Below are 24,573 nucleotides of genomic sequence, written 5' to 3'. Positions count from 1 at the left end.
ATCGTTCTTAATTTAAGAGAAAAAATATCGGATTTTGGTGTTTTTATTCCGAAAAAGGAGGGAAAAGGCGATGAAACTCAATCAAAAATGCGAAGAACGGAAAGTTTTGCGCGATCCAATCCATGGGTACATTCATATTGAATATCAGCTTCTTTGGGAGCTGCTGCAAACCCGGGAGTTTCAGCGCCTGCGCCGCATCCATCAGCTGGGTGGCAATTACTATGTGTATCATACGGCCGAGCATTCCCGATTCGCCCATTCGCTGGGTGTGTATGAAATTGTGAACCGGATGGTTCACGAAGTCGAAGATATGCGAAACGGGTTGAGCGAGCGGGAAAAGATCATTGCGATGAGCGCCGCTTTGCTGCACGATTTAGGGCATGGACCTTTTTCCCATTTTTACGAGTCGCTCACCAAAAAGCGGCACGAGGAAGTAAGCGTGGATGTGATTTTGGATCCGCATTCCCAAATTCATCAAGTTCTGACTTCGTATGAATTGGATCTGCCGCTTGAGATCGTGGCCATTCTTCGCCACCAGCATCCGGTGTTCGTGCTCAATCAAATCATTTCCTCGCAGCTGGACGCGGATCGAATGGATTATTTGCTGCGGGACGCGTATGAAACCGGCACGAGCTATGGAACGTTTGATTTGGAGCGGATCTTGCGCACGCTGCGGGTTTGCGACCACCGGCTATGCATTAAAGAAAGCGGGATCCATTCGGTGGAGGATTACATCATGGCGCGTTACCACATGTACTGGCAGGTGTATTTGCATCCGGACGCGAAAGCGTTCGAATTGCTGATTTCGAAGTTTTACCAGCGGTACGCGCAAATCAAGCACACGCTGCCGGCTTCTTCGCTGACGCTGCTCGATGCGCCGTATGATTTGAATTCTTTTATGAAACTGGATGAGTGCCGGCTGTTCTCCTTGTTCCAGGATGGATTGGAAAGCGAGGATCCTTATTTGCGGGATATCGCGTCCCGCATTTTGGAGCGGCGTCTTTTTGACTGGATCGAGGATCCTTCCGCACGGCAAGTGGAAACGATTCGTTCCGAAATTGAAAAACGGGGACTTCCTTTGGATTTGTACTACCACGAGGAGTTCTCCCATTCAAGTATGTATTTGCCGTATCGGGAAAAAGACGAGGAAGAGGCTATTGGTGTTTTAAGCGCCAGCGGCCGCGTTGAAAAGCTTTCGGAAAAAAGCGAAATCGTGAAGGCGCTGATGAAAATGGAAACCCATACGAGACGAAGGGTGTATTTTGTCAAGAAAAAAGCGAGATTCGACACGTTTTAAGCGGGTTTTGTTTGAAAAAAAATCCAATCATGATACTATACATTCGCTATGACACCATTTATAGTTTTAAAAGATCTTACGAACGATGAAGTCGTGTACGAAGGAGAGGGAACGATCCGGACGCAAGGGGGTCTTCAAGTCATCGAATTCGGGGGAAAGGATGGAGCGTTTCGGTATAGCTTTGATGACCGGCATTGTGAAATCACGAGCCGTCAGGAAGTCACCGTTCACCTGAATGTCGGATTGGATCCGGTTTCCCATGGATGGATCGACACTCCGTATGGACGCATCGACGTAGAAACATTCACAAAGAAATATGAAATTCAGAACAATGTCGTGGAAGTGGCGTACACGTTGTCGCTGCATGGAAACGAGCAGTTGTTTCATTTCAAATTGGAGATCCAGGAAAAGGAGTAAGGAATATGCAGTCAATAGATTCTCAATTAAAAAAAGCGATCCAGAAAGCTGTCCAGGACGCGTTTGACGTGACGCTGGACGAGCAGCAAATCGGAATCGAAATTCCGAAAAATAAAGAACATGGCGATTTTTCGAGCAATGTCGCGATGCAAATGACAAGGACGCTGCGGAAAAACCCGCGTTTGATCGCGCAGGAAATCGTGGATCATTTTCCGAAAGAGGCGGCGGGCATTGAAGAAATCGAAATCGCCGGACCTGGATTTTTGAATTTGACATTGAAAAAGGACTCGTTCGCGAAAGTGGTTGAGGACATTTTGCGTCAGCAAGCCGGCTATGGTACCCAACCAGCCAATGGAATCAAAGTGGATTTGGAATTCGTCAGCGCAAACCCGACCGGATCGCTTCACTTAGGCCATGCCCGCGGCGCGGCCTGGGGCGATTCGTGCGCGCGCATTATGACAAAAGCCGGTTACGACGTGACCCGGGAATATTATGTGAACGACGCGGGCAACCAGATCGCCAATTTGGCCCAGTCGTTGTACGCCCGTTACGCGCAAGCGCTCGGTTTCGAAAAGGAAATCGGCAAGGATGGCTATTTAGGCAAGGATATCGAAGACAAAGGAAAAGAGCTGGCGGAAACGTACGGAACAGCGTATTTGGAGGAAACGCCGGAAAATCTTGATTTCTTCCGCAAGGAAGGCATCCGTTTCGAACTGGATAAAATTAAAAAGGATTTGGACGCCTACCGGGTTGGCTTCGACGTGTGGTCGAGCGAGCAGGCGCTACGCGATGAAGGCGCGGTTGAGGCGGTGCTCGAAAAACTGGCGGAAAAAGGATTTACATATGAAAAGGATGGCGCGCTGTGGTTTCGGACGACGGATTTCGGCGACGACAAAGACCGGGTGCTGCGCAAGCAGGATGGCTCGCTGACATATCTTGTTCCGGATATCGCGTACCACAATAATAAATACGAGCGGGGCTTCGACGAGCTGGTCGACTTCTTTGGCGCCGACCATCACGGGTATATTCCTCGTTTGAAAGCGAGTATGGAAGCGCTTGGCAACGATCCGGATCACTTGCATGTGGACATCATTCAGATGGTTCGGCTGGTCAGCGATGGCGAAGAGGTGAAAATGTCGAAACGGCTCGGCAACGCGACGACGATCAATGAGTTGTGCGAAAGCGTCGGCGTGGACGCGGCGCGGTATTTCTTTGTGCAAAGAGCGTTGGATTCCCATTTGGATTTCGATGTGGAGCTTGCGAAAAGAAAATCGAACGAAAATCCGGTATACTACGCCCAGTACGCCCATGCCCGCATGTGCTCGATCTTGAAACAGGCGCCGGAATGGACGAAGCCGGAAACGTTTGACCGGTTGACACATGAAAAGGAAATCGACTTGATGAAGACATTGCAAGAATACAATAAAGTCGTGTCGGAAACCGCAAGAACCCGTCAGGTTCATAAAATGTGCCACTACATCCAAAATCTGGCTTCGAAGTTCCACAGCTTCTACAACGCCTGCAAGGTAATCGACTCGAACGACAGCGAACTGACAAACCAGCGGCTGTCCTTGGTCAAGGCGACGCAAATCGTGCTAGCGGACGCGCTCGGTCTGATCGGGGTGCAGGCCGTGGAATCAATGTGATTGAAAAGGATTTGAAACAATAAAAGGAGAAATCAAATATGAGTAAATCTATGGTTGAGACAGCTTACCAAGTGCTGAAAACGCATCAGGAACCTATTCCTTTCGTGCAGCTTTGGACGGAAGTGAGCAAGGAGATGGGATTCACGCCCACGCAGGCGGAAGATAATATCGCGCAGTTATATACCGACCTTTCCATGGATGGACGTTTCCTGAATATGGCAGGAAACACATGGGATCTTCGGTCCCGTCACACATATTCGGAAAGCGTGACGGATACGTCGACGATCGCGATTGACGATAGCGACGAGGACGAGGAAGACATCGACGAAGAGTTGGATGCGGACGAGGAAAAAAAGCTGAATGAAGAGTAAAAATCTGCGTTATGCAGATTTTTTGCTTATTTTTGCTTATAATAGATGAAAAGGAGTTGTCCATGTTTAAAAGTATTCAATACGTATTAAAAGAAAATTTTTCCAACGTATTTCGAATTTACAGCATCGCCAAATACGAGCTGCTGGCGGATATGCGGGATTCCAAATTTGGAATCGTCTGGAATTTCCTGTCGCCAACGATCCAGGTCTTTACGTACTGGCTGATCTTTGGTGTCGCGTGGAACCGCAAACCAATCGAGGTGAATGGAATCGAGGTGCCATATTTGCTGTGGCTGATCGTAGGCTACGCGGCGTGGTGGTTCATCCAGCCTTGCATCACCCAGGGGTGTTCCGCGATCCATTCGAAAATCAATGTGATTACGAAAATGAAATTCCCGGTTTCGGTTTTGCCGGCGACGGTGGTATGCAAAGAGTTTTTCAACCACTTGTGCATGCTCGTCATCGCGTTCGCGGCGTTGCTGATCTTTGGTTATTTGCCTAGTTTGTATTGGCTGAATTTAGTGTATTACGCGTTTTGCGCGTTTGTGATCGTGGAAGCGATCGGTTTGATTCTCTCCGTCTTGACGATGTTATGGCGCGACGTGAAAAAGCTCGTCACTTCTCTGACGCGGATGCTGTTTTATTTCACACCGCTGATTTGGAACTGCCACTTTAACAGCAATGTGCCGTTCCATACCGTTTTGAACGCGATCATGAAGCTGAACCCGTTTTATTACATCGTCAACGGATATCGCGATTCGGTGTTTTATCAAAAAAACTTTTGGGACCATCCGGCGCTGACCGCTTACTTCTGGCTTTTCACGTTGGCGGCCTTCACGATTGGCTGTATGCTCATGTACAAGTTCAAAAAGAAATTCATTGATCTGATTTAGGAGGAAACATGGAAAAAAAAGACGAAAAACAATACGCCGTAGTCGCGGATCATGTTTCCAAGATTTATGAGCTACGCAACAAGGACAACCAGCACAAAAGCGCGAACAAGCGGTTTTACGCGTTAAAGGATGTGTCGTTTCAAATCGAAAAAGGCGATGTCGTGGGAATTTTGGGAACGAACGGATCCGGAAAATCAACGCTGTCGCTGCTGCTGTCCGGAATTTCGGACATCGACACCGGGAAAATCACGGTCCATGGCGAGCAGGCTTTGATCGCCATCAACACGGGATTGAACATGCAGCTGACAGGGTTGGAAAACATCAAAGTCAAAGGCGCTTTGATGGGATTGAAAAAAAAGGAAATCGAAGCCATCACCCAGGATGTGATCAATTTTTCCGAGCTTGGCGACTTTTTATACCAGCCGGTGAAAAAGTATTCCAGCGGAATGAAATCAAGACTTGGTTTTTCGATTTCGCTGGCGCTGGATCCCGATATCTTTATTGTCGACGAGGCGTTGTCGGTTGGCGACAAAGGATTCGCGAAAAAATGCCTGGATCGAATGATGCAGCTGCGCAACGACAAAGGAAAGACGATTTTCTTCATTTCCCACTCGCTGGAGCAAGTGAAAAACTTTTGCACGACGGGGATGTGGATCGAAGGCGGACAGTTGCGGGAAATCGGTCCGGTGAACGAGGTAGCGGAGCATTATTCGGAATACGTCGACTTGCTCAATGGACTCAAAGGCAAGGAAAAGCAGAAATTTTTGGATGAGAAATTTAAAAAAAGGCTTTTGCCAAAAGAAGAGAAAAAGGGATTTTTGAAAAAGATCTTTTCGTAAAACAGGGGGTTGAACATGAAAAAAGTCATTACATACGGAACATTCGATTTGTTTCATATCGGACATTTGAATATTTTAAAAAGAGCGAAGGCGCTGGGCGATTATTTGATCGTGGCGGTCAGCAGCGACGAGTTTAACGCGATCAAAGGAAAAAAGTGTCAAATCTGCGACAAGGATCGTATGGAAATCGTCAAGGCGATTCGATATGTGGATGAAGTCATTCCGGAAACGTGCTGGGATCAGAAAGTCAAGGACATTCAGGAACACGATGTCGACGTGTTTGTGATGGGGGACGACTGGAAAGATAAATTCGATGAATTGAAGGATTATTGCGAAGTCGTCTACCTGCCAAGAACGGAAGGCGTTTCGACGACGCAAATCAAAGATGAATTGAAGGGCTAACGATGCGATTTAGAAAATTGATCAATAAATTCAAAAGCGACGCGTCCAACTTTCGAAAATACAGCACGCTTCCGATTTGTGAAAATCATATTCTTTTGGAAGCCGGGCAGGGAAAAAACACGAATGGAAACATGTTCGCGCTGCTGGAGGAAATTTGCCGCAATCCGAAATGGAAATCGCTTCATCCGGTTTTCGTCGTCACCGAGGAAACGAAGGAAAGCGCGAAAAAGCGCTTTGCGTTTTATGGCTGGAACATCGAACTGGTCATTCGCGACAGCGAGGAATACAAAAAAAAGCTGGCGAGCGCGAAATATTTGCTGACGGACAACTCCTTTCCCGTGTATTTCTTAAAACGGGATGAGCAAGTCTATTTAAACACATGGCATGGCACGCCGTTAAAAACATTGGGAAAAAGCGATCTGGAAAACGCGGTTTCGCTTTCCAATATTCAAAAAAATTATTTGATGTGCGATTACGCGCTGTTTCCCAATCCGCTAACGGAAGCGGTCTTTATGAAAGACTACATGCTGGAAAACCTATATCGCGGAAAGATTTTATCGTGCGACTATCCAAGAAACTGGCATTTGGCCGATGAGGCATTTGGAAAGAAGATGCGTCAAACGTTGGGCTTGAACCATCAAAGAGTGTTTGCCTATATGCCGACGTGGCGGGGAACGGGACGGAAAGCGTCGATCGAGATCCAAAAGAAAGTCATTGAAGGCTATTTGAAGGAACTGGACGAAAAGCTTGCCGACGACCAGGTACTGCTGGTCAATCTTCATTTTTTAGTCGGGAATACGATTGATTTTTCCACGTACCGCCATGTTCGGGCGTTTCCATCGGATTACGAAACATACGATGTGTTGTCCGCCTGCGATGGCTTGATTACCGACTATTCCAGCGTCATGTTTGATTTTGGTGTGACGAATCGAAAAATCATTTTATTTACGTACGATTTGGAAGAATATATGAGCGAGCGGGGAACGTACTTTTCGATTGACAAGCTGCCCTTTCCTCAATGCGAAACGGTGGAGGAAGTCGTTCAGCAATTCAACGATCCGAAAGTGGAAGACCGGACTTTGTTTTGGAACGAGTTTTGTCCTTACCGCGCCAAAGATATCCCGGAAAAAATTATAGATTTGCTGACAACGGGAAATCCGTCGGACTTGCGAATCGAAAACGCCCCGAACAACGGAAAAGAAAACCTGCTTGTTTATGTCGGCAATTTGAACGCGCCGGCTTATAACGAGTACATCGCCCAGCAAATCGTGAAGATCCAGCGGGACCATCCCGATCACAACATCGTGGTGGCGTTTCGCGGCGTGATTCGAAAAAAAGAAGTGGAATTTATTCGTCAGCTGCCGGAAACCATTCAGTTTTACGGGCTCGTGAAAAAATACGGATTTTATATCAACGAGCTCATTCGGCTTCGGCTTTCGCTGGAAAGCGATTTTTTCTACCGGCTCTTTAAGAAATCTTTAAAGCCGGTGCTGGAGATGGAAAGAAAACGACATTTTTATTCCATCGAACCGGCGCAAACCGTGACGATTTCCCGGCACAGCCGGTATATGGATTTTGAAATCGAATCGTTTCCTTGTCCCAAAACGCTGGAAATCCTGCCGCGGGTCTTAGTTGGGACCATCGCTTTGAACCGGGAGTATAAAGCGAAAATCAAACGGGCGCCAGCGGTGTATTCGCAAATTATCGACAACTCCATGGAAGACGTCCATGACTTGTTCAAGGACGATCCGCTCCACTACTACAACTACGCGGTCGCTATCGGCAACGTCAGAAATTCATTCCGCCAGCAAGGACGGAAATGGATCGCGCGTAGCGTGGGCGTTTTGCTCAATCCGCTTGATCTTCCGGTGGAACAGCTTCAAATCAAGATTCACGATGAAATTCTTCCTTCGCGTTTTCATACGCTTTTCCGGCTTGGAAAAGGGAGGGCTTTGGTTTCCTACACATTTGCGTTGGATTATGAGGAAATCGAACGATTCGATATTCAAAACAAAGTGTATTTGTCTTATACCGATTCCCGAGGATTCGGATTGGAAAAAGGCATTTTGTATCGAATCCAGGATCGAAGAAAAGGGGAACTGTATCAAGGAAAAGTCATTCAGATTCCGGAATACAACACTTCCGTATTTTTCCGGCAGTCGAAAAACAACTTGATGTATTTTACCGTACGGAAAACGAATATTAGCGACACGCCTTGGCAGCAGCTTAAAATCAACGCCGCTTATTTTCTGGCAAAGCTGCTTCCAAAGAAAAAAAGCATTTTAATGTTTGAAAAGGAAAGCGCTCGGTATGAGGAAAGTGCGTCCGTCGTGTATGAGCGTTTAATCGACCAAGGATATGAAAACGTGGATTTCGTCCTGGATCCAACGTATCCATTTATTCAGTCGATTCCGAAAAAGTATCGCTCCCATATCGTTTTCAAAGGAAGTTTTAAGCATTACTTGAAATTTTTCCGCGCGACGACATTCATTGGATCGGAAATGCTCGTGCACTCGATTGATTTGCGAATTGCCAACCGCCACGCCTTGAAAAAGCTGGAGGACAAAAACAACAATTACGTGTTCCTTCAACATGGCGTGATGTACATGGTGTCACTGGATTCTGAATCGAGAAGATTTTTCAAACCATTAAAATTAAAAGGAAAGTACCGGGTCGTGACTTCTTCGGTGGCTGAGGCTCGCCACTTTATCGAGCTGGGCGGGTATCCGGAAGACGTGTTGTATATTACCGGACTGCCGAAGTTTGATAAAAACGAATGGCTGCCGACGGCGGATCGAATCGTCATTATGCCGACATGGCGTCCTTGGGAATACAACGAGGCGCGGTATGATTTTACGGAAACGAAGTATTATCATATGATTGAGCGAATGATCGAGGCGATTCCCGAATCGCTGCGCGAAAAGGTCACCGTGCTCGTTCATCCTTTGTTTTTGGATGCCGTCAAAGGAAAGACGTATCCGTTGCAAAAATACATTAGTACGGAAACGAAGTATGATGACGTGCTCAAACAAGCCAAGATTTTGATCACCGATTATTCCTCCATTGCGTACGACGCCTTTTATCGGGGAAGCAACGTGATTTTCTATTGGGAGGAAAAAGACGAGAGTCTGGAGAACTATGGCGAGAACACCAAGCTGATGCTCAATCCGGACAACGCGTTTGGCGATATTTGCATGAACGCGTCGGATTTGTCGGCGTGCATTGTTCGAAATTATGAAAGCGGACAAGTTCCGCTGTACCGAAAACGGTATAAGGAGCTTGTGACCTTTGAAGACGGGAAAAATACCGATCGCCTTATTGAATGCTTGAAGAAAGACGAGATTGTTTGATGACGGTTGTTTTTGGCTTGCTGGGATTGCAGGTGCTGGCGCATGGACGGCCAACACGGTGGAATTCGGATTATTTATCCCATAAGACGACAATTCAAATCAACGGGATTTTTGTGCTTTTGGTTTTCCTGTCGCATTTTTGCCAGTATTTAACCGTTCCGCTTCCATACAGCGAGGGCTACTACGTGATTCGGAAAATGTTGAGTCAGCTCGTCGTGACGACATTTTTGTTTTATTCCGGTTATGGCGTGATGTATTGTCTGGAGCGGCAAAAGGAACGGTATTTGGAGAAAATCCCAAAAAAGATTTGCGAGATGATCGTCCTGTTTTCGTTGGCGGTGGCCATGTATGTCGTCATTCAGCACTTTTTAGGAAAATCCTATTCAATTTCCCATATTTTATACGCGTGTATCGGATGGGAAAGCGTTGGGAACTCGAACTGGTATTTGTTCGTGATTTTGCTGTTGTACGCCATGACATACGCCTGCTTTCAAATTTTTAAAGAAAAAAAATACGCGTTGTTCGCGATGGTCGTTTTGTCGCTGTTCGCGATGGTGTGGCTCCAAGAGAGCCGAAGCGGAACCCGGTGGTACAATACGTTTCTATGCTATCCGGCAGGTATGATTTTTTGTGCCAGTCAGGAACGAGTCGATCGTTTTGTGAAAGGATCGTCGTTTCGCTATGGCGCCATTCTTCTTTTGCTGGCCACGGGATTTGTCGTTTGCTATCGACTCCGCAAGTCCATGGTGTTTTATGAGGCGCACGCGATTTTATTCGCGTTGCTTGTGACTTGGGTGATGATGAAATGGAAGCTGGACGATCCATTTCTTTTGTGGGTCGGCGAACGGATCTTCGGCATTTATATTTTGCAGCGGATTCCGATGATTGTTGGAAAAACGTTTGGTTTGCCTGCATACCCGATCCTTTATTTTTGCGTTTGTTTGATTGGCGTGGCTGTACTGGCTGAAATCTTTCAGCGAATGACTAGGAAGGTGAGAACACTGCTATGAAAATCTTGAGATATTTAAAAAAAATAGCGGGAAAACTCGTTCGAGTTGGCTACAAGCTGACGTATCGGCTCATTCCCGTCGATCCAAAACTCGTGATCTTTATTTCCTTTCATGGCCGCGGATACTCGGACAATCCAAAAGCGATTTACGAGGCAATGAAAGCCGACCCGCGATTTGAAGGATACCGGTTTATATGGTTCATTAAAAATCATCGGAAAAAGGATGTGAAAATCCCGGGTGCGAAAATCGTGGAATATTTCAGCATTCCGTATTTTTACTATTTGTCGCGCGCGAAGTTCTGGATCATCAACTGCAAGATGCCGACGTACATTTGGAAAAAGCCAAACCAGGTGTATTTGCAAACGTGGCACGGCACGCCGCTCAAGCGCCTCGCGCACGATATCGACGTGGCCAAGGACACGACCTTTTATCGTTCCGGAATTTCATATGACGAGATGGTAAAAAGCTATGATGTCGACGTGGCTCGCTATAATTATATGATTTCGCCGAACAAGTTTTGTACGGAGGTGTTTCAAACCTCGTTTGGAATCAATCGCGAGCGCCTCATTGAAACCGGGTATCCGCGCAACGACTTTTTATCCAATTATACGAACGAGGACTGGATGGCTATCAAAAGAAAGTACAACATCCCGCTCGATAAAAAAGTGGTTTTGTACGCGCCGACTTGGCGGGACAACTCGTATGTGGCGGCGGGCTACACGTTTGAGCTGCAAGTCGATTTTCTGGAATGGAAAAAGCGGCTTCCAGAAGATACGGTTGTCGTTTTTAAACCGCATTACTTGATTATTAATCAATATGAAAAAGACACGCGGCTGGATGGGTTTTTGTATTCGATTCCCGCCAGCGCGGAAATCAGCGAACTGTACATTATCGCGGACGCGATGGTGACGGATTATTCCAGCGTGTTCTTTGATTACGCGATTTTGAGACGTCCGATTTATTTTTACATGTACGATTTGGAAGAGTACGCGTCGGATTTGCGTGGTTTTTATTTAAACATCCATCAGGACTTGCCAGGCCGGATTTACCGGGATGAGAAAGAAATGCTGGACGCGATTGGTCATGGCGATTATGATTACTCTGCGTTGGAACGTTTCAACGCCATGTTCAACAATCGGAAAGACGGGCATGCCGCCCGGCGAGTGCTTGATGTGCTGGCGAAAGATCGGTAGGTGACGACAATGGGATTGAACAAGATCATTTTAAATATCGCGTTGGCAATCGTGGATTTCTGCACGTTTTTTCTTCGTCCAGTCCCGAATCGGATCACGTTTATTTCCTTGACTTCCGATCACTTAACTTCCGACTTTAAAAGAATTTCCGACGCGCTGCAACGCCATGGCGGGTACGAGCTTCGGTACAATCTCGTCGTGTTTAAAAAAAATCTTTGGGGCGATTTTCTTTACTTTTTGAATTGCCTCAAACAAGTCGTGGAATTGAAGCGTTCCCGTCTTGTCATTCTCAATGACAACAACTACGTGATTTCGCGGATGAAACCACAGGAAACGATCGTGCTGCAAGTGTGGCACGCGGCCGGCGCGGTGAAGAAGTTTGGCAATCAAATTCACCGGCAATACGAAATTAAAAACTACAACGCCATTGTCGCCTCTTCATCGTATTGGCAATCGTGCTACGCCCAGGCGTTTGGCGTGCGGCCGGAACAAGTGATGAATGTCGGCATGGCGCGGATCGACGACTTGCTGGATCAAGCGCGTATGGAAGCGAATGTCGCCGCGTTTTACGAACGCTATCCGCAAACGAAGACGAAGCGGTGCGTCCTGTACGCGCCGACGTTTCGCGGCAATATCATTGATGGTTTTGAAGTCGAGTCGCTGCATTTGGATCAAATGGCCGACACGCTGCCGGACGATGTGATGATTTTATACAAGTTCCATCCGCTGCTTGGGGATATCCGGTTTCAAGCGCCCAACGCGATCGCGGTCAATCAAGAGGATTTGTATACTTTGATGCATGTGAGCGACTGTCTGATTTCCGATTATTCCAGCGTGATTTTCGATTACGCGCTTTTGAAAAAACCGATGATCTCCTTTGTTCCGGATTTGGAAAAATACAAGCGGACGATCGGATTGAATATGGAATATGAAAAAGACTTTCCTGGCGCGATTTGCCAAACCGAAATGGAAGTCGTGGACGCCTTGCGAAATCTTGCGGCGTATGATTATGAAAAATTATATGATTTTCATAAAAAATACATCGTGCACACGGATGGAAAAAACACCGCGCGGATCGTGCGCTGGATCGAACAGCAGATGAAACAACAAAAAAAAGACGCCTAGGCGTCTTTAAATTTTATATCCAGTTTGTATTGGTCGCGAATCGCGTCGGACATGTTTAAAAGCTGGGAGATGGATTTGATCGTGTTTTCCTTGGCGATTTCGTAAATGTTCTTTTCCTCCAGCTCTTTGTCGACGGCTTCTTTTTGCTGGATCGCAAATTCTTTATAGTCGTTGACGCTGATGGGATTGAACACGTTTTTCGACTCGTTGTACACTTCGATGCTTTTTTCGTCAATCGCGTTGGAAAGCACTTCGACAGGCGGCAGCGTAATCGCAATCGTGTCGCCGCGCACCGCGATGTCCGCTTTCGTCAAGTCGATTCCTAGTTGGACTTCTCCTTCATAAGTCAAAATAAAGTATTTGTTCGTAAGCGGAATCGACCATCCGTTGATTTCCAGCGAGTTTTCATAGCGTCCGACTTTGGAGTAATGGTAATCGGTCGTAATGAGATCCGAAGCGCTTTGCAGCTGCTCCAGAACGGTCGTCTGCGTCACTTTCGGCTCGCTTTGTCCGATATTCAAATTCACCATTCCGAAAAAGAGGAAGGCGCCAATCAAAATGCCAACGACAAGCATGGTCACGTAGGATTTCCAGTTTTTCAATTTTTTCATGTTTCCATCATAGCATATTTTAAACAGATGTGAATACCATATGAATCGTGTTATAATAATTCCCATGGAGGCCCTTATGACAAAAAACCAATTTATCGAGGCGCTGCATCAAACCGGTGTGGATTTGACAGACCGGCAGATCGCGCAATTTGAACAATATATGAAGCTTTTACAACAATGGAACGAGAAAATGAACCTCACGGCGATTACCGAGGAAAACGAAGTGTGGGAAAAGCATTTTTACGATTCGATTCTTCCGTTTGCCTCGCTGCGTCCCACGTCGATGTGCGATGTGGGCAGCGGCGCCGGCTTTCCGGGCATTCCGGTGAAAATCGCTTTTCCGGATTGTGACATGACGCTGCTCGAACCACTGCAAAAGCGGTGCCGTTTTTTGAGCGAAGTCGTCGACCAGCTCGGTTTGCAGAAAGTCACAATCGCCAACGCGCGGGCGGAAGACTATGTCAAAGAGCACCGCGATTCTTTTCAAATCGTATGCGCGCGGGCGGTCGCCAAGCTGTCGGTTTTGCTGGAGCTTTGCGTCCCTTTGCTGAAAATGGATGGAATCATGGTCGCCTTGAAAGGGAAAAACGGCGACGAGGAGCTGAAGGCGGCGCAAAAAGCCATTCGCGAACTCGGGATCCAGCTCGTCAGAGAAGAAAAAACGACGATCGAGGATGGCGCATCCCGCATTAATTTTTATTTTAAAAAGACGCGGCCGACACCAAAAAAATATCCGCGGGCTTACGGACAAATCAAAAAGAAACCGCTAGAGGAGGAAACATGGGAAAAATAATCGCGATCTCGAATCAAAAAGGAGGCGTCGGCAAGACGACGACCGCCATCAACTTGTCGAGCGGACTCGCCAAGCTCCATAAAAAAGTCCTCCTTGTGGATTTTGATTCGCAAGGCAATGCCTCGCAAGGCCTGGGCGCGCTGACAAGCGAAGGGCAGCCCACCATTTACGCGGTCTTGATGGAAGACTATCCGATTCGGGACACGATTGTCCACGACGAAAACAGCGGCGTCGATATTTTGCCGGCCAATATGTCGCTGGCGGGCGCGGATTTGATGATGGATAAAATGGGAAGCGGCAAGGAAATGCTGCTGAAAAACGTTTTGGATCCCATTAAAGACGAATACGACTATATATTGATTGACTGTCCGCCTTCGCTTGGTTTGCTCAATACCAACGCGCTGACAGCGGCCAACAGCGTTTTAATTCCGGTCCAGTGCGAATATTACGCGCTGGAAGGGGTGACTCAGCTGCTCATTACGATTCGAATCGTCCAGCAAACATCCAACGCCGGCCTCAAGATCGAGGGGATCTTGATGACGATGTTTAACAACACGACGAATTTAAGCGTGGAAGTGTCGCAGGACGTCCGGCAGGCGTTCGGGAAGCTCGTATACCAAAATTCCATCCCGCGCAATGTTCGTCTTTCCGAGGCGCCAAGCCGCGGACTTTCGATTTTTGAATACGATCCACGTTCCAAAGGGGCCATGGCCTACATGGAATTATGCCAGGAATTTTTAAATAGAAATGAGGGGAAAACAAAATGAGCACATCGCGTTTAGGAAAAGGGTTGACGACGATTTTCGGACAAGATGTCAGCAAGGTGCTCGATGACATTCAAAACGGGGAAATCGACACAGTCGTGCAGGACCAGATGCAGATTCCGGTCAACGAGATCCGGCCGAATCCGTATCAGCCTCGAAAGGTGTTCGATGACGCCGCGTTGCAGGAATTGAAAGTGTCGATCGAGCAGCATGGTGTCTTTACGCCGATCCTTGTTAAAAAAAGTATCGCTGGCTACGATTTGATTACCGGCGAGCGCCGTCTGCGGGCGACCAAGCTGGCCGGGCTGTCGACGATTCCCGCCATCATCGTCCAGTTCGACGACCAGGAAATGATGGAAATCGCCTTGCTGGAAAACATCCAGCGGGAAGATTTGAATGTGATCGAGGAAGCCAAGGCGTACGAGCAGCTTATCCACAAGCTCGACTACACGCAGGAGCAGCTCGCCAAACGAGTCGGGAAAAGCCGGGAGCACATCACGAATTTGCTTCGTCTGCTTCGCCTGCCGGAAGATGTCCAGCAGCTGGCGATTGACAAGCAGTTGTCCATGGGGCATTTGCGGGCGCTGTTGTCGCTGAAAAACGAGGAGGATATGCGGCGAATCGCGAAGATGGCCATCGACCAGGGCTTGTCCGTGCGCAAAGTGGAACAGCTGGTGAAAGAAAGCGCGCAAAAGAAGCCAAAAGCGCCAGCGGCGATTCCATATCAGGAAAACTTGTTTGTGAAAGACGCCCAGCGGCAAATGGAGGAGTTTTTCCAAACGAACGTTAAAATCGCCAATCACAACATCACGATTCATTTTGAAAGCGATTCCGATTTGACGCGCATCCTCGAAATTCTCGAATTGATGGAAAAAGAGTAAAAATCAACAAGAAATAGTTTGTATTTTTCAGATCGCACTGTATAATTAGAAAAATCATGGAGATCGTATAAAATAGCGCCAGGACTGCTTCGGCAGTTGACGAGGACCAGATTTTTCGAAAGATTCGGCGGGTGATCTGGAGGCTTGATACAGTCTGAACCAAGGACAAAACCACGTTGCGAAACGTGAACAAATCCGAGCAAGTATCCTCCATGAAGAAAAGAAAATGGAGGATTTTTTATGTGTGGAATTACTGCTTACACCGGGAAAGGGGAGGCTCTGCCTTTTTTGATCCAGGGACTGGAAAAATTGGAGTATCGCGGATACGATTCGGCTGGCATCACGTTAGTGGACGAAAAAGAGCTTGTGACAATCAAAGCCAAAGGGCCGCTGGCTGTTTTGAAAGAAAAACTGGAATGTGGAACGTTCGACCAGCATACCGGGATCGGGCACACGCGCTGGGCGACGCACGGGATTCCTTCCAATTTGAATTCCCATCCGCATACGAACGCGGCGGAAACGATTTCCATCGTGCATAACGGCATTATTGAAAACTACCAGTCGATCAAGGAAGGGCTCGACATGCAAGGGTACGCGTTCGCGTCTCAAACCGACAGCGAAGTCATCGTGCATTTGCTGGATTATTACTACCAAGGCGATATGAAGGCCGCGTTGCGAAAAGTCATGGGATATTTGGAAGGCAGCTACGCGTTGTGCGTCGTGACCGTGGACGACCCGGAAACGATTTACGTGGCGAAAAAAGAAAGTCCGATGATTTTAGGCATGGACGGCAGCGCGGCGTTTTGCGCTAGCGATATCCCGGCGCTGATTGCGTACACGAAAGACATGATCACGCTCGAAGACAACCAGATGGCGGTCCTGAAGCCGGATTCGATTGAAATTTTCGACGCGCAGGGACAAATCGTGGAGCCTAAGCGCATCCATATTCCGTATGATTTGGAGGCCGCGCAAAAAAACGGCTACGACACGTTTATGCAAAAGGAAATGCACGAGCAGCCTTACGTCATTCGCGAAACGCTGCGAGGCCGCATCGAGGATTCGATCGTCATGCCGGAACTGGACGGGATTGATTTGCGCGACTATGACCACGTGTATTTGATCGCGTGCGGCACGGCGTACCACGCCTCGTTGTACGCGCAGTACCTTGGCCGAGAATGGATGGATATGCCGATCACGTGCGTGCCGGCCAGCGAGTTTCGCTACGGCAACTATCCGGTGAACGCGAAAACCTTGGCGATTTTCGTTTCCCAGTCGGGCGAGACGGCCGACACGCTGGCAGCGTTGAAAATGTGCCTGCGAAAAGGGGCGACGACGCTGGCTATCAGCAACGTGCTCGACTCGTCACTGGCTCGATTGGCGGATATTACGATGTATACGTGCGCGGGGCCGGAAATCGCGGTGGCGAGCACGAAAGCGTACACGACGCAGCTCGTTTTGCTGGCGGCCATGATGGTCAAGCTCGCGCAAAACGCGGGCGCGCAGGTGCGGGACGTGGAGACGTTCATTCACGACTTGAAGGAAATTCCAAATGTCGTCGAGGCGATGCTGGAACAAGAGAACGTGATGGAACGTTACGCGCGGCTGCTTCAGGATCAGCGCGACGCGTACTTTATTGGCCGGCAGCTGGATTATGTGAGCGTGCTGGAAGGGGCGCTGAAGCTGAAGGAAATTTCCTACGTGCACGCGGACGCGTATTACGCGGGGGAATTGAAGCATGGCCCGATCGCGTTGATTGACGAAGGAACGGTCGTGATCGCGCTGGCGACGCAAAAGGAAGTGGCGCCTAAGACGATTTCGAATATCGAGGAGACGATCGCGCGCGGGGCGAAGGTCATTTTGATCAAGGCGCCAGGCATCCATTCGGACAAGATCGAGCGGCAAATCGAGATCCCGGCCATCCATCCGTATTTGGCGGGCATCCCGGCGACGATTCTTTTGCAGCTGTTCGCGTTTTACACGGCGAAAGAAAAAGGCTGCAACGTCGACCAGCCTAGAAATCTGGCCAAGAGCGTCACAGTCGAATAGTCTAATCGTCTTTTGGCAAAGAGCGGATGTAGTCGCATGTTTTGTCGAGTCCGTTTTCCGACAAATAGCAAAGCAAATATAAAATGAGCCGGTCGGTTTCGGGGTGGATCATGATCCGCTTGCGGCCGTTTAAATAATAATCAAGTGCACTGTGATCAGTGTACTTTTCTTTTTGGTAAATCATGCTGGCTGCTACGCGGTCGCAAAACATTTCGTATACGTAGCGTTTGGGCATCGGCTGGGCGCAGACGCCGGTTTTGGCGTTGTCGAGCCAGTATTCCCAGTGGTGAGGATTTCTGCCTTTGTGGTGCAGCCACGACATCGAACAGCCTTCCGCCTCCTTTTGGGCGTCGATGGGCGAGCGGAATCCTTGGTAGTATTTGAATCCGGTTTTTAGCTCGGTCGGCGTGTACTTGCTTAAATCGTGCAGAAGGCCTTGTTTGTAGAGGCCGCATCGGAAGCAAAGCCACGTCACGACGGCTTTGTGTTTGTTGATGGTGGACAAGTGTCCTTTGATTTTAGTAAGGTCGTACATACAACCATTTTATCATATCGAAATGAAAAAAACGCAGAAACAAGCTTTCAAAAAATCGAAAAGCCTTTCATTTCTGTTGAAAAAACCAAATATTTCTTGAAAACGCAATTTCATGTTGATAAAATTGAAACATCTAAAAGAGTTTTATTTAGGAGGAGATTAAAATGAACTCACGTAAATTATTTGCGGGTCTTGCGTCGGCTTCGATGCTGTTAGGGCTTGCAGGATGTGGAAGTTCCGGCGGCAGTTCCAGTAGCAAACCATTGATCGTCGGTACGACACAGGAATTGGCCGGCGTGTTCTCGCCGATTTTCTATTCGTCCGCTTATGACGGATGGGTAGTGGATATGATCTACGAACCACTGCTTCGCTACACGAAGGATTCTGAATTGAAGCCATATTTGGCTGAGGAAATGCCGGAAGTGAGCGAGGATGGAAAAACGATCACGTTCAAAATCAAAGAAGGCATCAAATTCTCGGATGGTACGGATCTGGATGCCAATGACGTCAAGTTCACGTTCACTTTGATCGCGGACCCTTCGTACGACGGACGTTTCACGGGTACGGCGGACTATATCGAAGGCTATAAAGAATACCACGATGGCGACGCTGAGGATTTCAGTGGAATCGAAGTCGTGGACGATCATACCGTTACGTTCCACTTGACGGAGACGCAATACGATTCCGTCAGCACGCTGGGCGGCATGGGTATCATCTCGGATGAACAATACGAATACAAAAAAGGCGATCTGGGCGACTACAAATCGAAAAACGACCAGCCGATGGGCTCGGGACCATACGTGTTGAACTCGTATGACAAGGCGTCCGGCGCTTCGTTGACGAAAAACGAAAACTATTCCGGTACGGGCGACTACAAGATTGACCGCGTTATCATTAAAACGATCGCGGAAGCGACAGAGCTGACTTCGCTGCAAAACGGCGACATCAACTATTTGGCGGAAAACATTGACGCCGACGTCATCGGTCCGGCTTCGTTGGATGAAAAACTTACGTTCAACCACTATTTCCGTCCGGCGGAAGGTTACTTTGGCTACAACTGCCAAAACGGCGCGACGGCCGATCCAGCTGTTCGCCAGGCGTTGTCCTACGCGACAAACCGGCAGGAATTCTCGGACGCGTACTTCAAATATCCGGAAGCTTCCGACGAATTGAAGGAAATCCCGCTTGGATACGTGCCGACGATTTACTGGAACCCGGTTTCGGCCAACCTTGGAAAAATCGTAACGGGCGAGGAAAAACTGGACGGATTGAGAACGTTCGACTACGATCTCGACAAAGCGAAACAAGTGCTGGAAGACGCCGGCTGGAAAGTCGGAGCCGACGGCATCCGTGAAAAAGACGGTCAAAAACTGACTGTGAAGTTCCTGCTGAGCGAAGGAAACTCCGTACTCGACATGCTCATTCCGATTATCCAGAAATCATGGAAGGAAATCGGTGTCGACTTGAAACAAAACACGGTTGACTTCAACACATTGCTGGATACGGTCACTCCGGGCAGCGGCGACAACGACTGGAACGTTTTCTTCATGGCGACTAGCTACACGGGCGTTGAGAACGCGGATTCGAACTACAACCTCATGAGCGGCGATCCAAACAACTACGCTGGTTTGAAGGACGAGAAACTGGATGCGGAACTGAAAGCCGGCCGTTCGACGATGAACGAGGAACAGTCCGTTGAAAACTACAAGAAAGCGATGATCACAGAAAACGAATTGGTTCCATACTTGCCAATTTATGGAACCGAACTATTCAACATTTACGCGAAAAATGTAAAACTGACAGAAACAGGTCCTGTACGTTCCTGGGCTCAAGCTTTGGATTCGGCTGAAATTGAATAATAGCTGACTCTATAAAGAGCAAGTCATTACGGCTTGCTCTTATTCTAATTTTCAAAAGACTGCCTTTTGGAAATTAGAATAAAAATAGATTTTCCATCTTTTTATTCTTTGATTTCAGGGATTTTGATCTGAAAGAGTTTTGATTATGAATTTGATTTTCGAGAGGAGGAAATATTTATGTTTAAGTACACGATTAAACGTCTGCTCACGATGATTCCAGTCGTTTTGATCATTTCCATCCTGATTTTTTCCGTTGTCAAGGCGATGCCTGGGGATGAAGTCACCACGTATTTAGGGCCTGGAAGCCGCGCATCGGAGCAAACACGTCAGGAAGTTCGTGCCAAGCTAGGACTCGACAAAAGTCTGCCGGAACAATATATCCGCTGGCTTCAGCGTCTGGCGACCGGAGATTTGGGAACTTCGATCGCGTTGCGTAAGCCGGTTGGAGAAATTATCGGCTCGTATGTTTGGAACACCTTTTATTTGAACGCGCTCGCGCTCATTGTGGCGCTGGTGTTCGCGATACCGATTGGAATCAAGCAGGCCGTGAAAAAAGGGTCCGTGTTCGATAATTTCTGGACCGTGTTCTCGCTGCTTGGAATTAGCGTTCCAACGTTCTTCTTCGCGCTAGTTTTGATTTTCTACGTGGCGCTCAATCTTGGTCTGCCGATTTCAGGCATGCGCGACACGATGCTGGCAAGCTTTGGCTACGACAACGCGTGGCAGGAGTTCTGCGATGTGGCGGTCCACTCGATTTTGCCGGTGACGGTTTTGGCGTTCAGCTCGTTTGCGACGTTCTCGCGCTATGTGCGCAACTCGATGGTCGAAGTCATCAATATGGACTACGTCCGGACGGCGCGCGCGAAAGGTTTGAAGGAAAAAACCGTCATTTACAAGCACGCGTTTAAAAACGCGCAAATTCCGCTGGTGACGCTACTTGGTTTGTACATCCCGTCGTTGTTTAGCGGCGCGGTTATTTTGGAAACGGTATTTGTTTGGCCGGGCATTGGAAAAGTGCTGATCGACGCGGTCAATCAGCGCGACACCTCGCTGATCATGGCGTGTCTGGTCTTCTCGGCGATTTTGATGATTTTAGGAAACCTGCTGAGCGACTTGTGCTATTCGCTTGTCGATCCGCGTGTCAAAGTTGATGGATAGGGGGGACTTCGATGGCTAAAAAAGACGCAGTGGTATTGGATACTGGTGAAAAAATCGAATCGGTCGGCCCTTGGATGATCGCGTGGCGGAAATTCCGCGCGAACAAAATCGCGATGGCCGGATTGGTAATTTTCGTATTGATTGTATTGAGTGTGATTTTTGTTCCGATGATCATGGGCATCGACGTTCATGACTATGACGTGTCGATTGCCAATCAGGGACCAAGCGGCGCGCATTGGCTTGGAACGGACAACCAGGGACGCGATTGTATGTATCGTTTGTTCCTTGGCGGCCGGATTTCGATCATGGTTGGTTTGCTGGCGGCGTTGCTGACGGTTGTTTTAGGGTGTCTCGTGGGCGGAATTTCCGGATATTATGGCGGCATGGCGGATAATTTGCTGATGCGCTTTTCGGAAATCGTGTACGCGCTTCCGTTTACCCCAATGATTATCGCCGTGGCGGCGACGATGGTATGGGTTCCTCAAAACCAGAAGATGTATACCGTGGCGCTGTTGATTGGTGTGCTTTCGTGGCCTGGACTGGCTCGTCTGGTGCGCGGACAGATCCTGACGCTGCGCGAGCAGGAGTTTATGCAGGCTTGTACGGCGCTGGGCTTCTTGGACTTTTCGAAAATCTTCCGCCATTTGCTGCCGAACGTCATTTCGCTTGTCATCGTCAACGCGACGCTACAAATGGCGAGCGCGATTTTGACGGAGGCTGGTCTTTCGTTCCTTGGTATGGGTGTCATGCCGCCGACGCCGTCGTGGGGCAACTTGATGAACCTGGCGCGCGACCAGCGGATTTTCCAATATTATCCTTGGCAGTGGATGCCGGCTGGCTTGATGTGTTTGCTGACGGTTGTTTCAATCAACCTGATTGGCGAAGGTCTGCGTGACGCGTTTGACCCGAAAGAACTTCAATAGGAAGCGGAGGTTACTATGTCTGTCAATAAAAAGATTTTGCGCGTCGAAGATCTTCGCGTGTATTTCCATACGAAAAACGGCGAATCCAAAGCCGTGGACGGCAACCATTTTACAATGTATGAAAACGAGACTTTGGCGATTGTCGGCGAGTCGGGCTGCGGAAAATCCGTAACCGCGATGTCGATTTTGGGCCTGGTTTCGGAACCGGGCGAAATCATGCCGGGTTCGAAAATCATTTATATGGGGGATGTCGAGAAAGATGAGGACGGGTTGAATCTCGCGACCGCGACGGATGAGCAGATTCGCCATATTCGCGGCAACGAGATCTCGATGATTTTTCAGGAACCAATGACGTCGCTTAACCCGGTGTTTACAGTAGGCGACCAGATTATTGAAAATATTACGATTCATGAAACCGTATCGAAAGAGGCGGCCAGACAGCGCGCGATCGACCTGCTTTCGTCGGTCGGCATTTCACGCCCGGAAAGCGTCATTGACAACTACCCGTTCCAGCTTTCCGGCGGTATGTGCCAGCGTGTGATGATCGCGATGGCGTTATCGTGCAATCCGAAGCTTTTGATTGCGGATGAGCCGACAACTGCGCTGGATGTGACGATTCAGGCGCAGATTTTGACTTTGATGAATCAGCTCAAAGAAAAAACCGGAACGAGTATCATGCTGATTACGCACGACTTGGGCGTCGTAGCGCAGGTAGCCGACAACGTCAATGTCATGTACGCGGGAAAAGTCGTGGAAACGGCGCCGGTTGTCGAATTGTTTAAAAATCCAAAGCATCCGTACACGATTGGATTGATGCATTCGATGCCTTCGCTTGTTTCGGAAGGAAAACGGCTAGCCACGATTGAGGGAACCGTGCCGAACCCGCTTTATTTGCCAAAAGGCTGTTATTTTGCGGATCGTTGCCCGGATGTGATGCCGATTTGCCGTCAAAAACAACCGACCGCGACGAAAATTGCTTCCCGGCACCGCGTATGGTGTTTCCTTTACGAAAATGAGGTAGAGGAAGAAGTTGTGGAAGTAACGGAAGAAGTGGAGGTATAAATCATGGCTGAAGAACGTAAAAAAATATTGGAAGTCCGCGATGTCAAAAAATACTTTCCACTGGGGAAAGGCCGGTTAAAAGAAGGCGCGCCTTGTGTCAAGGCGGTCGATGGCATCACGTTCGACTTATACGAAGGCGAAACGCTTGGTCTTGTTGGCGAGTCCGGATGCGGAAAATCGACCTTGGGGCGGACGATCATTCGTCTTTACGACCCGACGTCGGGAACGGTTCTTTTCGAGGGCGAGGACATCTCGAAGAAATCGCGCAAGGAGATGCGAAAGCTGCGCGAGAAGATGCAGTTTATTTTCCAGGATCCGTATTCCTCGCTGAACCCGCGGATGAATGTTTTTAACATTTTGGCGGAGCCGCTGCTCGCGCATGGAATTTTCAAGCGGGGACCGGAACTAGAAGCGTACGTAAAAGATTTGATGGATAAATGCGGGCTGCCAAGCTACTACTGCTATCGGTATCCACATCAATTTTCCGGTGGACAGCGGCAGCGAATCGGGATTGCGCGCTCTCTGGCTTTGAATCCAAGCTTTATCATTTGCGATGAGCCGGTCAGCGCGTTGGACGTGTCGATCCAGTCGCAAATTATCAACTTGATGAAAGACATGCAGGAAGAAAAAAACATTTCCTACATTTTTATCTCGCATGACTTGTCAGTTGTGAAACACATTTCCGATCGCGTTGGAGTTATGTACTTAGGAACAATGGTCGAACTCGCGTCGAAAGAAAATATTTATGGAAATCCGCAACATCCATATACGCAAGCTTTGATCGCGGCGATTCCGATTCCGGATCCGGAAAAACGCCATGAAATGAAATTGATCGAAGGCGAGATTCCAAGCAACGTGCATACGCCGAGCGGATGCAAATTCCACCCTCGGTGTCCGTATGCGAAAGATATTTGCAAAGAAAAAGAACCGCCAGTGAAAGAAATCGAACCAGGCCATTTTGTAAAATGCTGGTTTGCCGGTGACTTTTAATGGCAAAACGCAGACCTTCGATGCATGAAATGCTCGAGAAAAAAGAAAAGCGGCCAGGAAAAGTCGACGATCTTGAAAAAGACGATTTTCGCGCGTTGAATAAAGCGGCTTTTCAAGTGTTTGGACCCGTTATCCTTGGCGCAGTTCTCATTCTTGCGTTGGTCATTTTGATTTTTACACTCATATTTTAAAAAAACAGAAAAGCAGAGGAAGATGAAACTTCTTCTGCTTTTCTTATGAAAAGAGGATTTTGTTCGCTCTTTTTTTCCTCTTTTATCTGTCATCTAAATTTATTTAAAAAAGTTATAAAAAGTAGTTGACAGTTGATGAAGAGTGCGGTATGATAAGTGAGCGTTAAGGAAACGCCTCTCGAAAACGACAAACTTGTTAAAAAAGTCAAAACAAGGG

The 24,573-nt window shown here is 48.1% G+C and carries 23 protein-coding genes; 21 read left to right on the top strand and 2 right to left on the bottom strand.

The window, feature by feature from the left end:
• Window positions 1-70 precede the first annotated feature (70 nt).
• The 11 genes from ABNS49_RS09085 to ABNS49_RS09035 all read left to right on the top strand — a co-directional run bounded on the left by ABNS49_RS09085 (window position 71) and on the right by ABNS49_RS09035 (window position 12,543).
• The gene (locus ABNS49_RS09085) at window positions 71-1,297 is read left to right on the top strand and encodes an HD domain-containing protein (RefSeq protein WP_135980295.1); all 1,227 of its coding nucleotides are present in this window, start codon (window positions 71-73) and stop codon (window positions 1,295-1,297) included.
• Between the two features lie 48 nt (window positions 1,298-1,345).
• A complete protein-coding gene (locus ABNS49_RS09080) occupies window positions 1,346-1,714 on the top strand; it encodes a DUF1934 family protein (protein ID WP_135980296.1) in 369 nt (122 codons plus the stop codon).
• 5 nt (window positions 1,715-1,719) lie between these two features.
• Complete coding sequence (argS, locus tag ABNS49_RS09075; protein WP_135980297.1) at window positions 1,720-3,360, top strand: arginine--tRNA ligase; 1,641 nt, start codon at window positions 1,720-1,722, stop codon at window positions 3,358-3,360.
• Between the two features lie 38 nt (window positions 3,361-3,398).
• Window positions 3,399-3,731, top strand: a complete 333-nt coding sequence (gene rpoE / locus ABNS49_RS09070) for a DNA-directed RNA polymerase subunit delta (RefSeq protein WP_135980298.1) — start codon at window positions 3,399-3,401, stop codon at window positions 3,729-3,731.
• Between the two features lie 62 nt (window positions 3,732-3,793).
• A complete protein-coding gene (locus tag ABNS49_RS09065) occupies window positions 3,794-4,624 on the top strand; it encodes an ABC transporter permease (RefSeq protein ID WP_135980299.1) in 831 nt (276 codons plus the stop codon).
• An 8-nt stretch (window positions 4,625-4,632) separates the two neighbouring features.
• Window positions 4,633-5,463 (top strand): ABC transporter ATP-binding protein, encoded by an 831-nt coding sequence (locus tag ABNS49_RS09060; RefSeq protein WP_135980300.1) that lies wholly within the window; start codon window positions 4,633-4,635, stop codon window positions 5,461-5,463.
• A 15-nt stretch (window positions 5,464-5,478) separates the two neighbouring features.
• Window positions 5,479-5,865, top strand: coding sequence for a glycerol-3-phosphate cytidylyltransferase (gene tagD / locus ABNS49_RS09055; protein ID WP_135980301.1), 387 nt, complete (start codon window positions 5,479-5,481; stop codon window positions 5,863-5,865).
• Between the two features lie 2 nt (window positions 5,866-5,867).
• Window positions 5,868-9,215 (top strand): CDP-glycerol glycerophosphotransferase family protein, encoded by a 3,348-nt coding sequence (locus ABNS49_RS09050; protein ID WP_135980302.1) that lies wholly within the window; start codon window positions 5,868-5,870, stop codon window positions 9,213-9,215.
• Window positions 9,215-10,225 (top strand): acyltransferase, encoded by a 1,011-nt coding sequence (locus ABNS49_RS09045; protein WP_135980303.1) that lies wholly within the window; start codon window positions 9,215-9,217, stop codon window positions 10,223-10,225. Before ABNS49_RS09050 ends, ABNS49_RS09045 begins: the two co-directional genes overlap by 1 nt.
• Window positions 10,222-11,418: a CDP-glycerol glycerophosphotransferase family protein gene (locus ABNS49_RS09040; RefSeq protein ID WP_348688174.1), complete on the top strand. Its 1,197-nt coding sequence runs from the start codon at window positions 10,222-10,224 to the stop codon at window positions 11,416-11,418. Before ABNS49_RS09045 ends, ABNS49_RS09040 begins: the two co-directional genes overlap by 4 nt.
• A 9-nt stretch (window positions 11,419-11,427) precedes the next feature.
• Window positions 11,428-12,543, top strand: coding sequence for a CDP-glycerol glycerophosphotransferase family protein (locus tag ABNS49_RS09035; RefSeq protein ID WP_290091914.1), 1,116 nt, complete (start codon window positions 11,428-11,430; stop codon window positions 12,541-12,543).
• On the opposite strand, the gene ABNS49_RS09030 is transcribed toward ABNS49_RS09035, so the two are convergent.
• Window positions 12,540-13,154, bottom strand: a complete 615-nt coding sequence (locus ABNS49_RS09030; RefSeq protein ID WP_277820810.1) for a DUF4230 domain-containing protein — start codon at window positions 13,152-13,154, stop codon at window positions 12,540-12,542. The genes ABNS49_RS09035 and ABNS49_RS09030 overlap by 4 nt on opposite strands.
• Before the next feature lie 76 nt (window positions 13,155-13,230).
• Between ABNS49_RS09030 and rsmG the strand changes: the two genes are divergently transcribed.
• The 4 genes from rsmG (at window position 13,231) to glmS (ending at window position 17,638) form a co-directional block, all read left to right on the top strand.
• Window positions 13,231-13,947, top strand: a complete 717-nt coding sequence (rsmG, locus tag ABNS49_RS09025) for a 16S rRNA (guanine(527)-N(7))-methyltransferase RsmG (RefSeq protein WP_135980305.1) — start codon at window positions 13,231-13,233, stop codon at window positions 13,945-13,947.
• Window positions 13,935-14,714, top strand: a complete 780-nt coding sequence (locus ABNS49_RS09020) for an AAA family ATPase (RefSeq protein WP_135980306.1) — start codon at window positions 13,935-13,937, stop codon at window positions 14,712-14,714. The genes rsmG and ABNS49_RS09020 overlap by 13 nt, the downstream gene beginning before the upstream one ends.
• Complete coding sequence (locus ABNS49_RS09015) at window positions 14,711-15,592, top strand: ParB/RepB/Spo0J family partition protein (RefSeq protein ID WP_135980307.1); 882 nt, start codon at window positions 14,711-14,713, stop codon at window positions 15,590-15,592. Before ABNS49_RS09020 ends, ABNS49_RS09015 begins: the two co-directional genes overlap by 4 nt.
• Window positions 15,593-15,832: 240 nt before the next feature.
• Entirely contained in the window at window positions 15,833-17,638 is a 1,806-nt protein-coding gene (glmS, locus tag ABNS49_RS09010; RefSeq protein ID WP_135980308.1) for a glutamine--fructose-6-phosphate transaminase (isomerizing), read from the top strand.
• Between the two features lies 1 nt (window position 17,639).
• Here the strand turns inward: glmS and ABNS49_RS09005 are convergent, their stop codons facing one another.
• Entirely contained in the window at window positions 17,640-18,173 is a 534-nt protein-coding gene (locus tag ABNS49_RS09005) for a DUF5662 family protein (protein ID WP_135980309.1), read from the bottom strand.
• A gap of 164 nt (window positions 18,174-18,337) precedes the next feature.
• Between ABNS49_RS09005 and ABNS49_RS09000 the strand changes: the two genes are divergently transcribed.
• The 6 genes from ABNS49_RS09000 to ABNS49_RS08975 all read left to right on the top strand — a co-directional run bounded on the left by ABNS49_RS09000 (window position 18,338) and on the right by ABNS49_RS08975 (window position 24,356).
• On the top strand, window positions 18,338-20,032 hold the full coding sequence (locus ABNS49_RS09000; protein WP_290091911.1) for an ABC transporter substrate-binding protein: 1,695 nt from the start codon (window positions 18,338-18,340) through the stop codon (window positions 20,030-20,032).
• A gap of 177 nt (window positions 20,033-20,209) precedes the next feature.
• Window positions 20,210-21,190 (top strand): ABC transporter permease, encoded by a 981-nt coding sequence (locus ABNS49_RS08995; RefSeq protein ID WP_135980311.1) that lies wholly within the window; start codon window positions 20,210-20,212, stop codon window positions 21,188-21,190.
• A gap of 11 nt (window positions 21,191-21,201) precedes the next feature.
• Window positions 21,202-22,113, top strand: coding sequence for an oligopeptide ABC transporter permease (gene opp4C / locus ABNS49_RS08990; protein WP_290091910.1), 912 nt, complete (start codon window positions 21,202-21,204; stop codon window positions 22,111-22,113).
• A 15-nt stretch (window positions 22,114-22,128) separates the two neighbouring features.
• A complete protein-coding gene (locus ABNS49_RS08985; protein ID WP_135980313.1) occupies window positions 22,129-23,175 on the top strand; it encodes an ABC transporter ATP-binding protein in 1,047 nt (348 codons plus the stop codon).
• A 3-nt stretch (window positions 23,176-23,178) separates the two neighbouring features.
• Window positions 23,179-24,165 (top strand): oligopeptide/dipeptide ABC transporter ATP-binding protein, encoded by a 987-nt coding sequence (locus ABNS49_RS08980; protein WP_135980314.1) that lies wholly within the window; start codon window positions 23,179-23,181, stop codon window positions 24,163-24,165.
• Complete coding sequence (locus ABNS49_RS08975) at window positions 24,165-24,356, top strand: hypothetical protein (protein WP_135980315.1); 192 nt, start codon at window positions 24,165-24,167, stop codon at window positions 24,354-24,356. The genes ABNS49_RS08980 and ABNS49_RS08975 overlap by 1 nt, the downstream gene beginning before the upstream one ends.
• Window positions 24,357-24,573: the final 217 nt, after the last annotated feature.

The organism is uncultured Dubosiella sp. (assembly GCF_964018005.1).
Taxonomy (GTDB): Bacteria; Bacillota_I; Bacilli_A; order Erysipelotrichales; family Erysipelotrichaceae; genus Dubosiella; species Dubosiella muris.
The sequence above is the reverse complement of the archived record's forward strand: the minus strand, read 5'-3'. Positions and strand labels throughout refer to the sequence as shown.

Bases quoted from the DNA above. Each gene is read 5' to 3' on its own strand.
- ABNS49_RS08975 (WP_135980315.1), top strand. From the start codon at position 24,165: ATGGCAAAACGCAGACCTTCGATGCATGAAATGCTCGAGAAAAAAGAA.
- ABNS49_RS09005 (WP_135980309.1), bottom strand. From the start codon at position 18,173: ATGTACGACCTTACTAAAATCAAAGGACACTTGTCCACCATCAACAAA.
- glmS (WP_135980308.1), top strand. From the start codon at position 15,833: ATGTGTGGAATTACTGCTTACACCGGGAAAGGGGAGGCTCTGCCTTTT.
- argS (WP_135980297.1), top strand. From the start codon at position 1,720: ATGCAGTCAATAGATTCTCAATTAAAAAAAGCGATCCAGAAAGCTGTC.
- ABNS49_RS09085 (WP_135980295.1), top strand. From the start codon at position 71: ATGAAACTCAATCAAAAATGCGAAGAACGGAAAGTTTTGCGCGATCCA.
- ABNS49_RS08985 (WP_135980313.1), top strand. From the start codon at position 22,129: ATGTCTGTCAATAAAAAGATTTTGCGCGTCGAAGATCTTCGCGTGTAT.
- rsmG (WP_135980305.1), top strand. From the start codon at position 13,231: ATGACAAAAAACCAATTTATCGAGGCGCTGCATCAAACCGGTGTGGAT.
- ABNS49_RS09000 (WP_290091911.1), top strand. From the start codon at position 18,338: ATGAACTCACGTAAATTATTTGCGGGTCTTGCGTCGGCTTCGATGCTG.
- ABNS49_RS09030 (WP_277820810.1), bottom strand. From the start codon at position 13,154: ATGAAAAAATTGAAAAACTGGAAATCCTACGTGACCATGCTTGTCGTT.
- rpoE (WP_135980298.1), top strand. From the start codon at position 3,399: ATGAGTAAATCTATGGTTGAGACAGCTTACCAAGTGCTGAAAACGCAT.
- ABNS49_RS09060 (WP_135980300.1), top strand. From the start codon at position 4,633: ATGGAAAAAAAAGACGAAAAACAATACGCCGTAGTCGCGGATCATGTT.
- ABNS49_RS09045 (WP_135980303.1), top strand. From the start codon at position 9,215: ATGACGGTTGTTTTTGGCTTGCTGGGATTGCAGGTGCTGGCGCATGGA.
- ABNS49_RS09065 (WP_135980299.1), top strand. From the start codon at position 3,794: ATGTTTAAAAGTATTCAATACGTATTAAAAGAAAATTTTTCCAACGTA.
- tagD (WP_135980301.1), top strand. From the start codon at position 5,479: ATGAAAAAAGTCATTACATACGGAACATTCGATTTGTTTCATATCGGA.
- ABNS49_RS08995 (WP_135980311.1), top strand. From the start codon at position 20,210: ATGTTTAAGTACACGATTAAACGTCTGCTCACGATGATTCCAGTCGTT.
- ABNS49_RS09040 (WP_348688174.1), top strand. From the start codon at position 10,222: ATGAAAATCTTGAGATATTTAAAAAAAATAGCGGGAAAACTCGTTCGA.
- ABNS49_RS09015 (WP_135980307.1), top strand. From the start codon at position 14,711: ATGAGCACATCGCGTTTAGGAAAAGGGTTGACGACGATTTTCGGACAA.
- ABNS49_RS09050 (WP_135980302.1), top strand. From the start codon at position 5,868: ATGCGATTTAGAAAATTGATCAATAAATTCAAAAGCGACGCGTCCAAC.
- opp4C (WP_290091910.1), top strand. From the start codon at position 21,202: ATGGCTAAAAAAGACGCAGTGGTATTGGATACTGGTGAAAAAATCGAA.
- ABNS49_RS08980 (WP_135980314.1), top strand. From the start codon at position 23,179: ATGGCTGAAGAACGTAAAAAAATATTGGAAGTCCGCGATGTCAAAAAA.
- ABNS49_RS09020 (WP_135980306.1), top strand. From the start codon at position 13,935: ATGGGAAAAATAATCGCGATCTCGAATCAAAAAGGAGGCGTCGGCAAG.
- ABNS49_RS09035 (WP_290091914.1), top strand. From the start codon at position 11,428: ATGGGATTGAACAAGATCATTTTAAATATCGCGTTGGCAATCGTGGAT.
- ABNS49_RS09080 (WP_135980296.1), top strand. From the start codon at position 1,346: ATGACACCATTTATAGTTTTAAAAGATCTTACGAACGATGAAGTCGTG.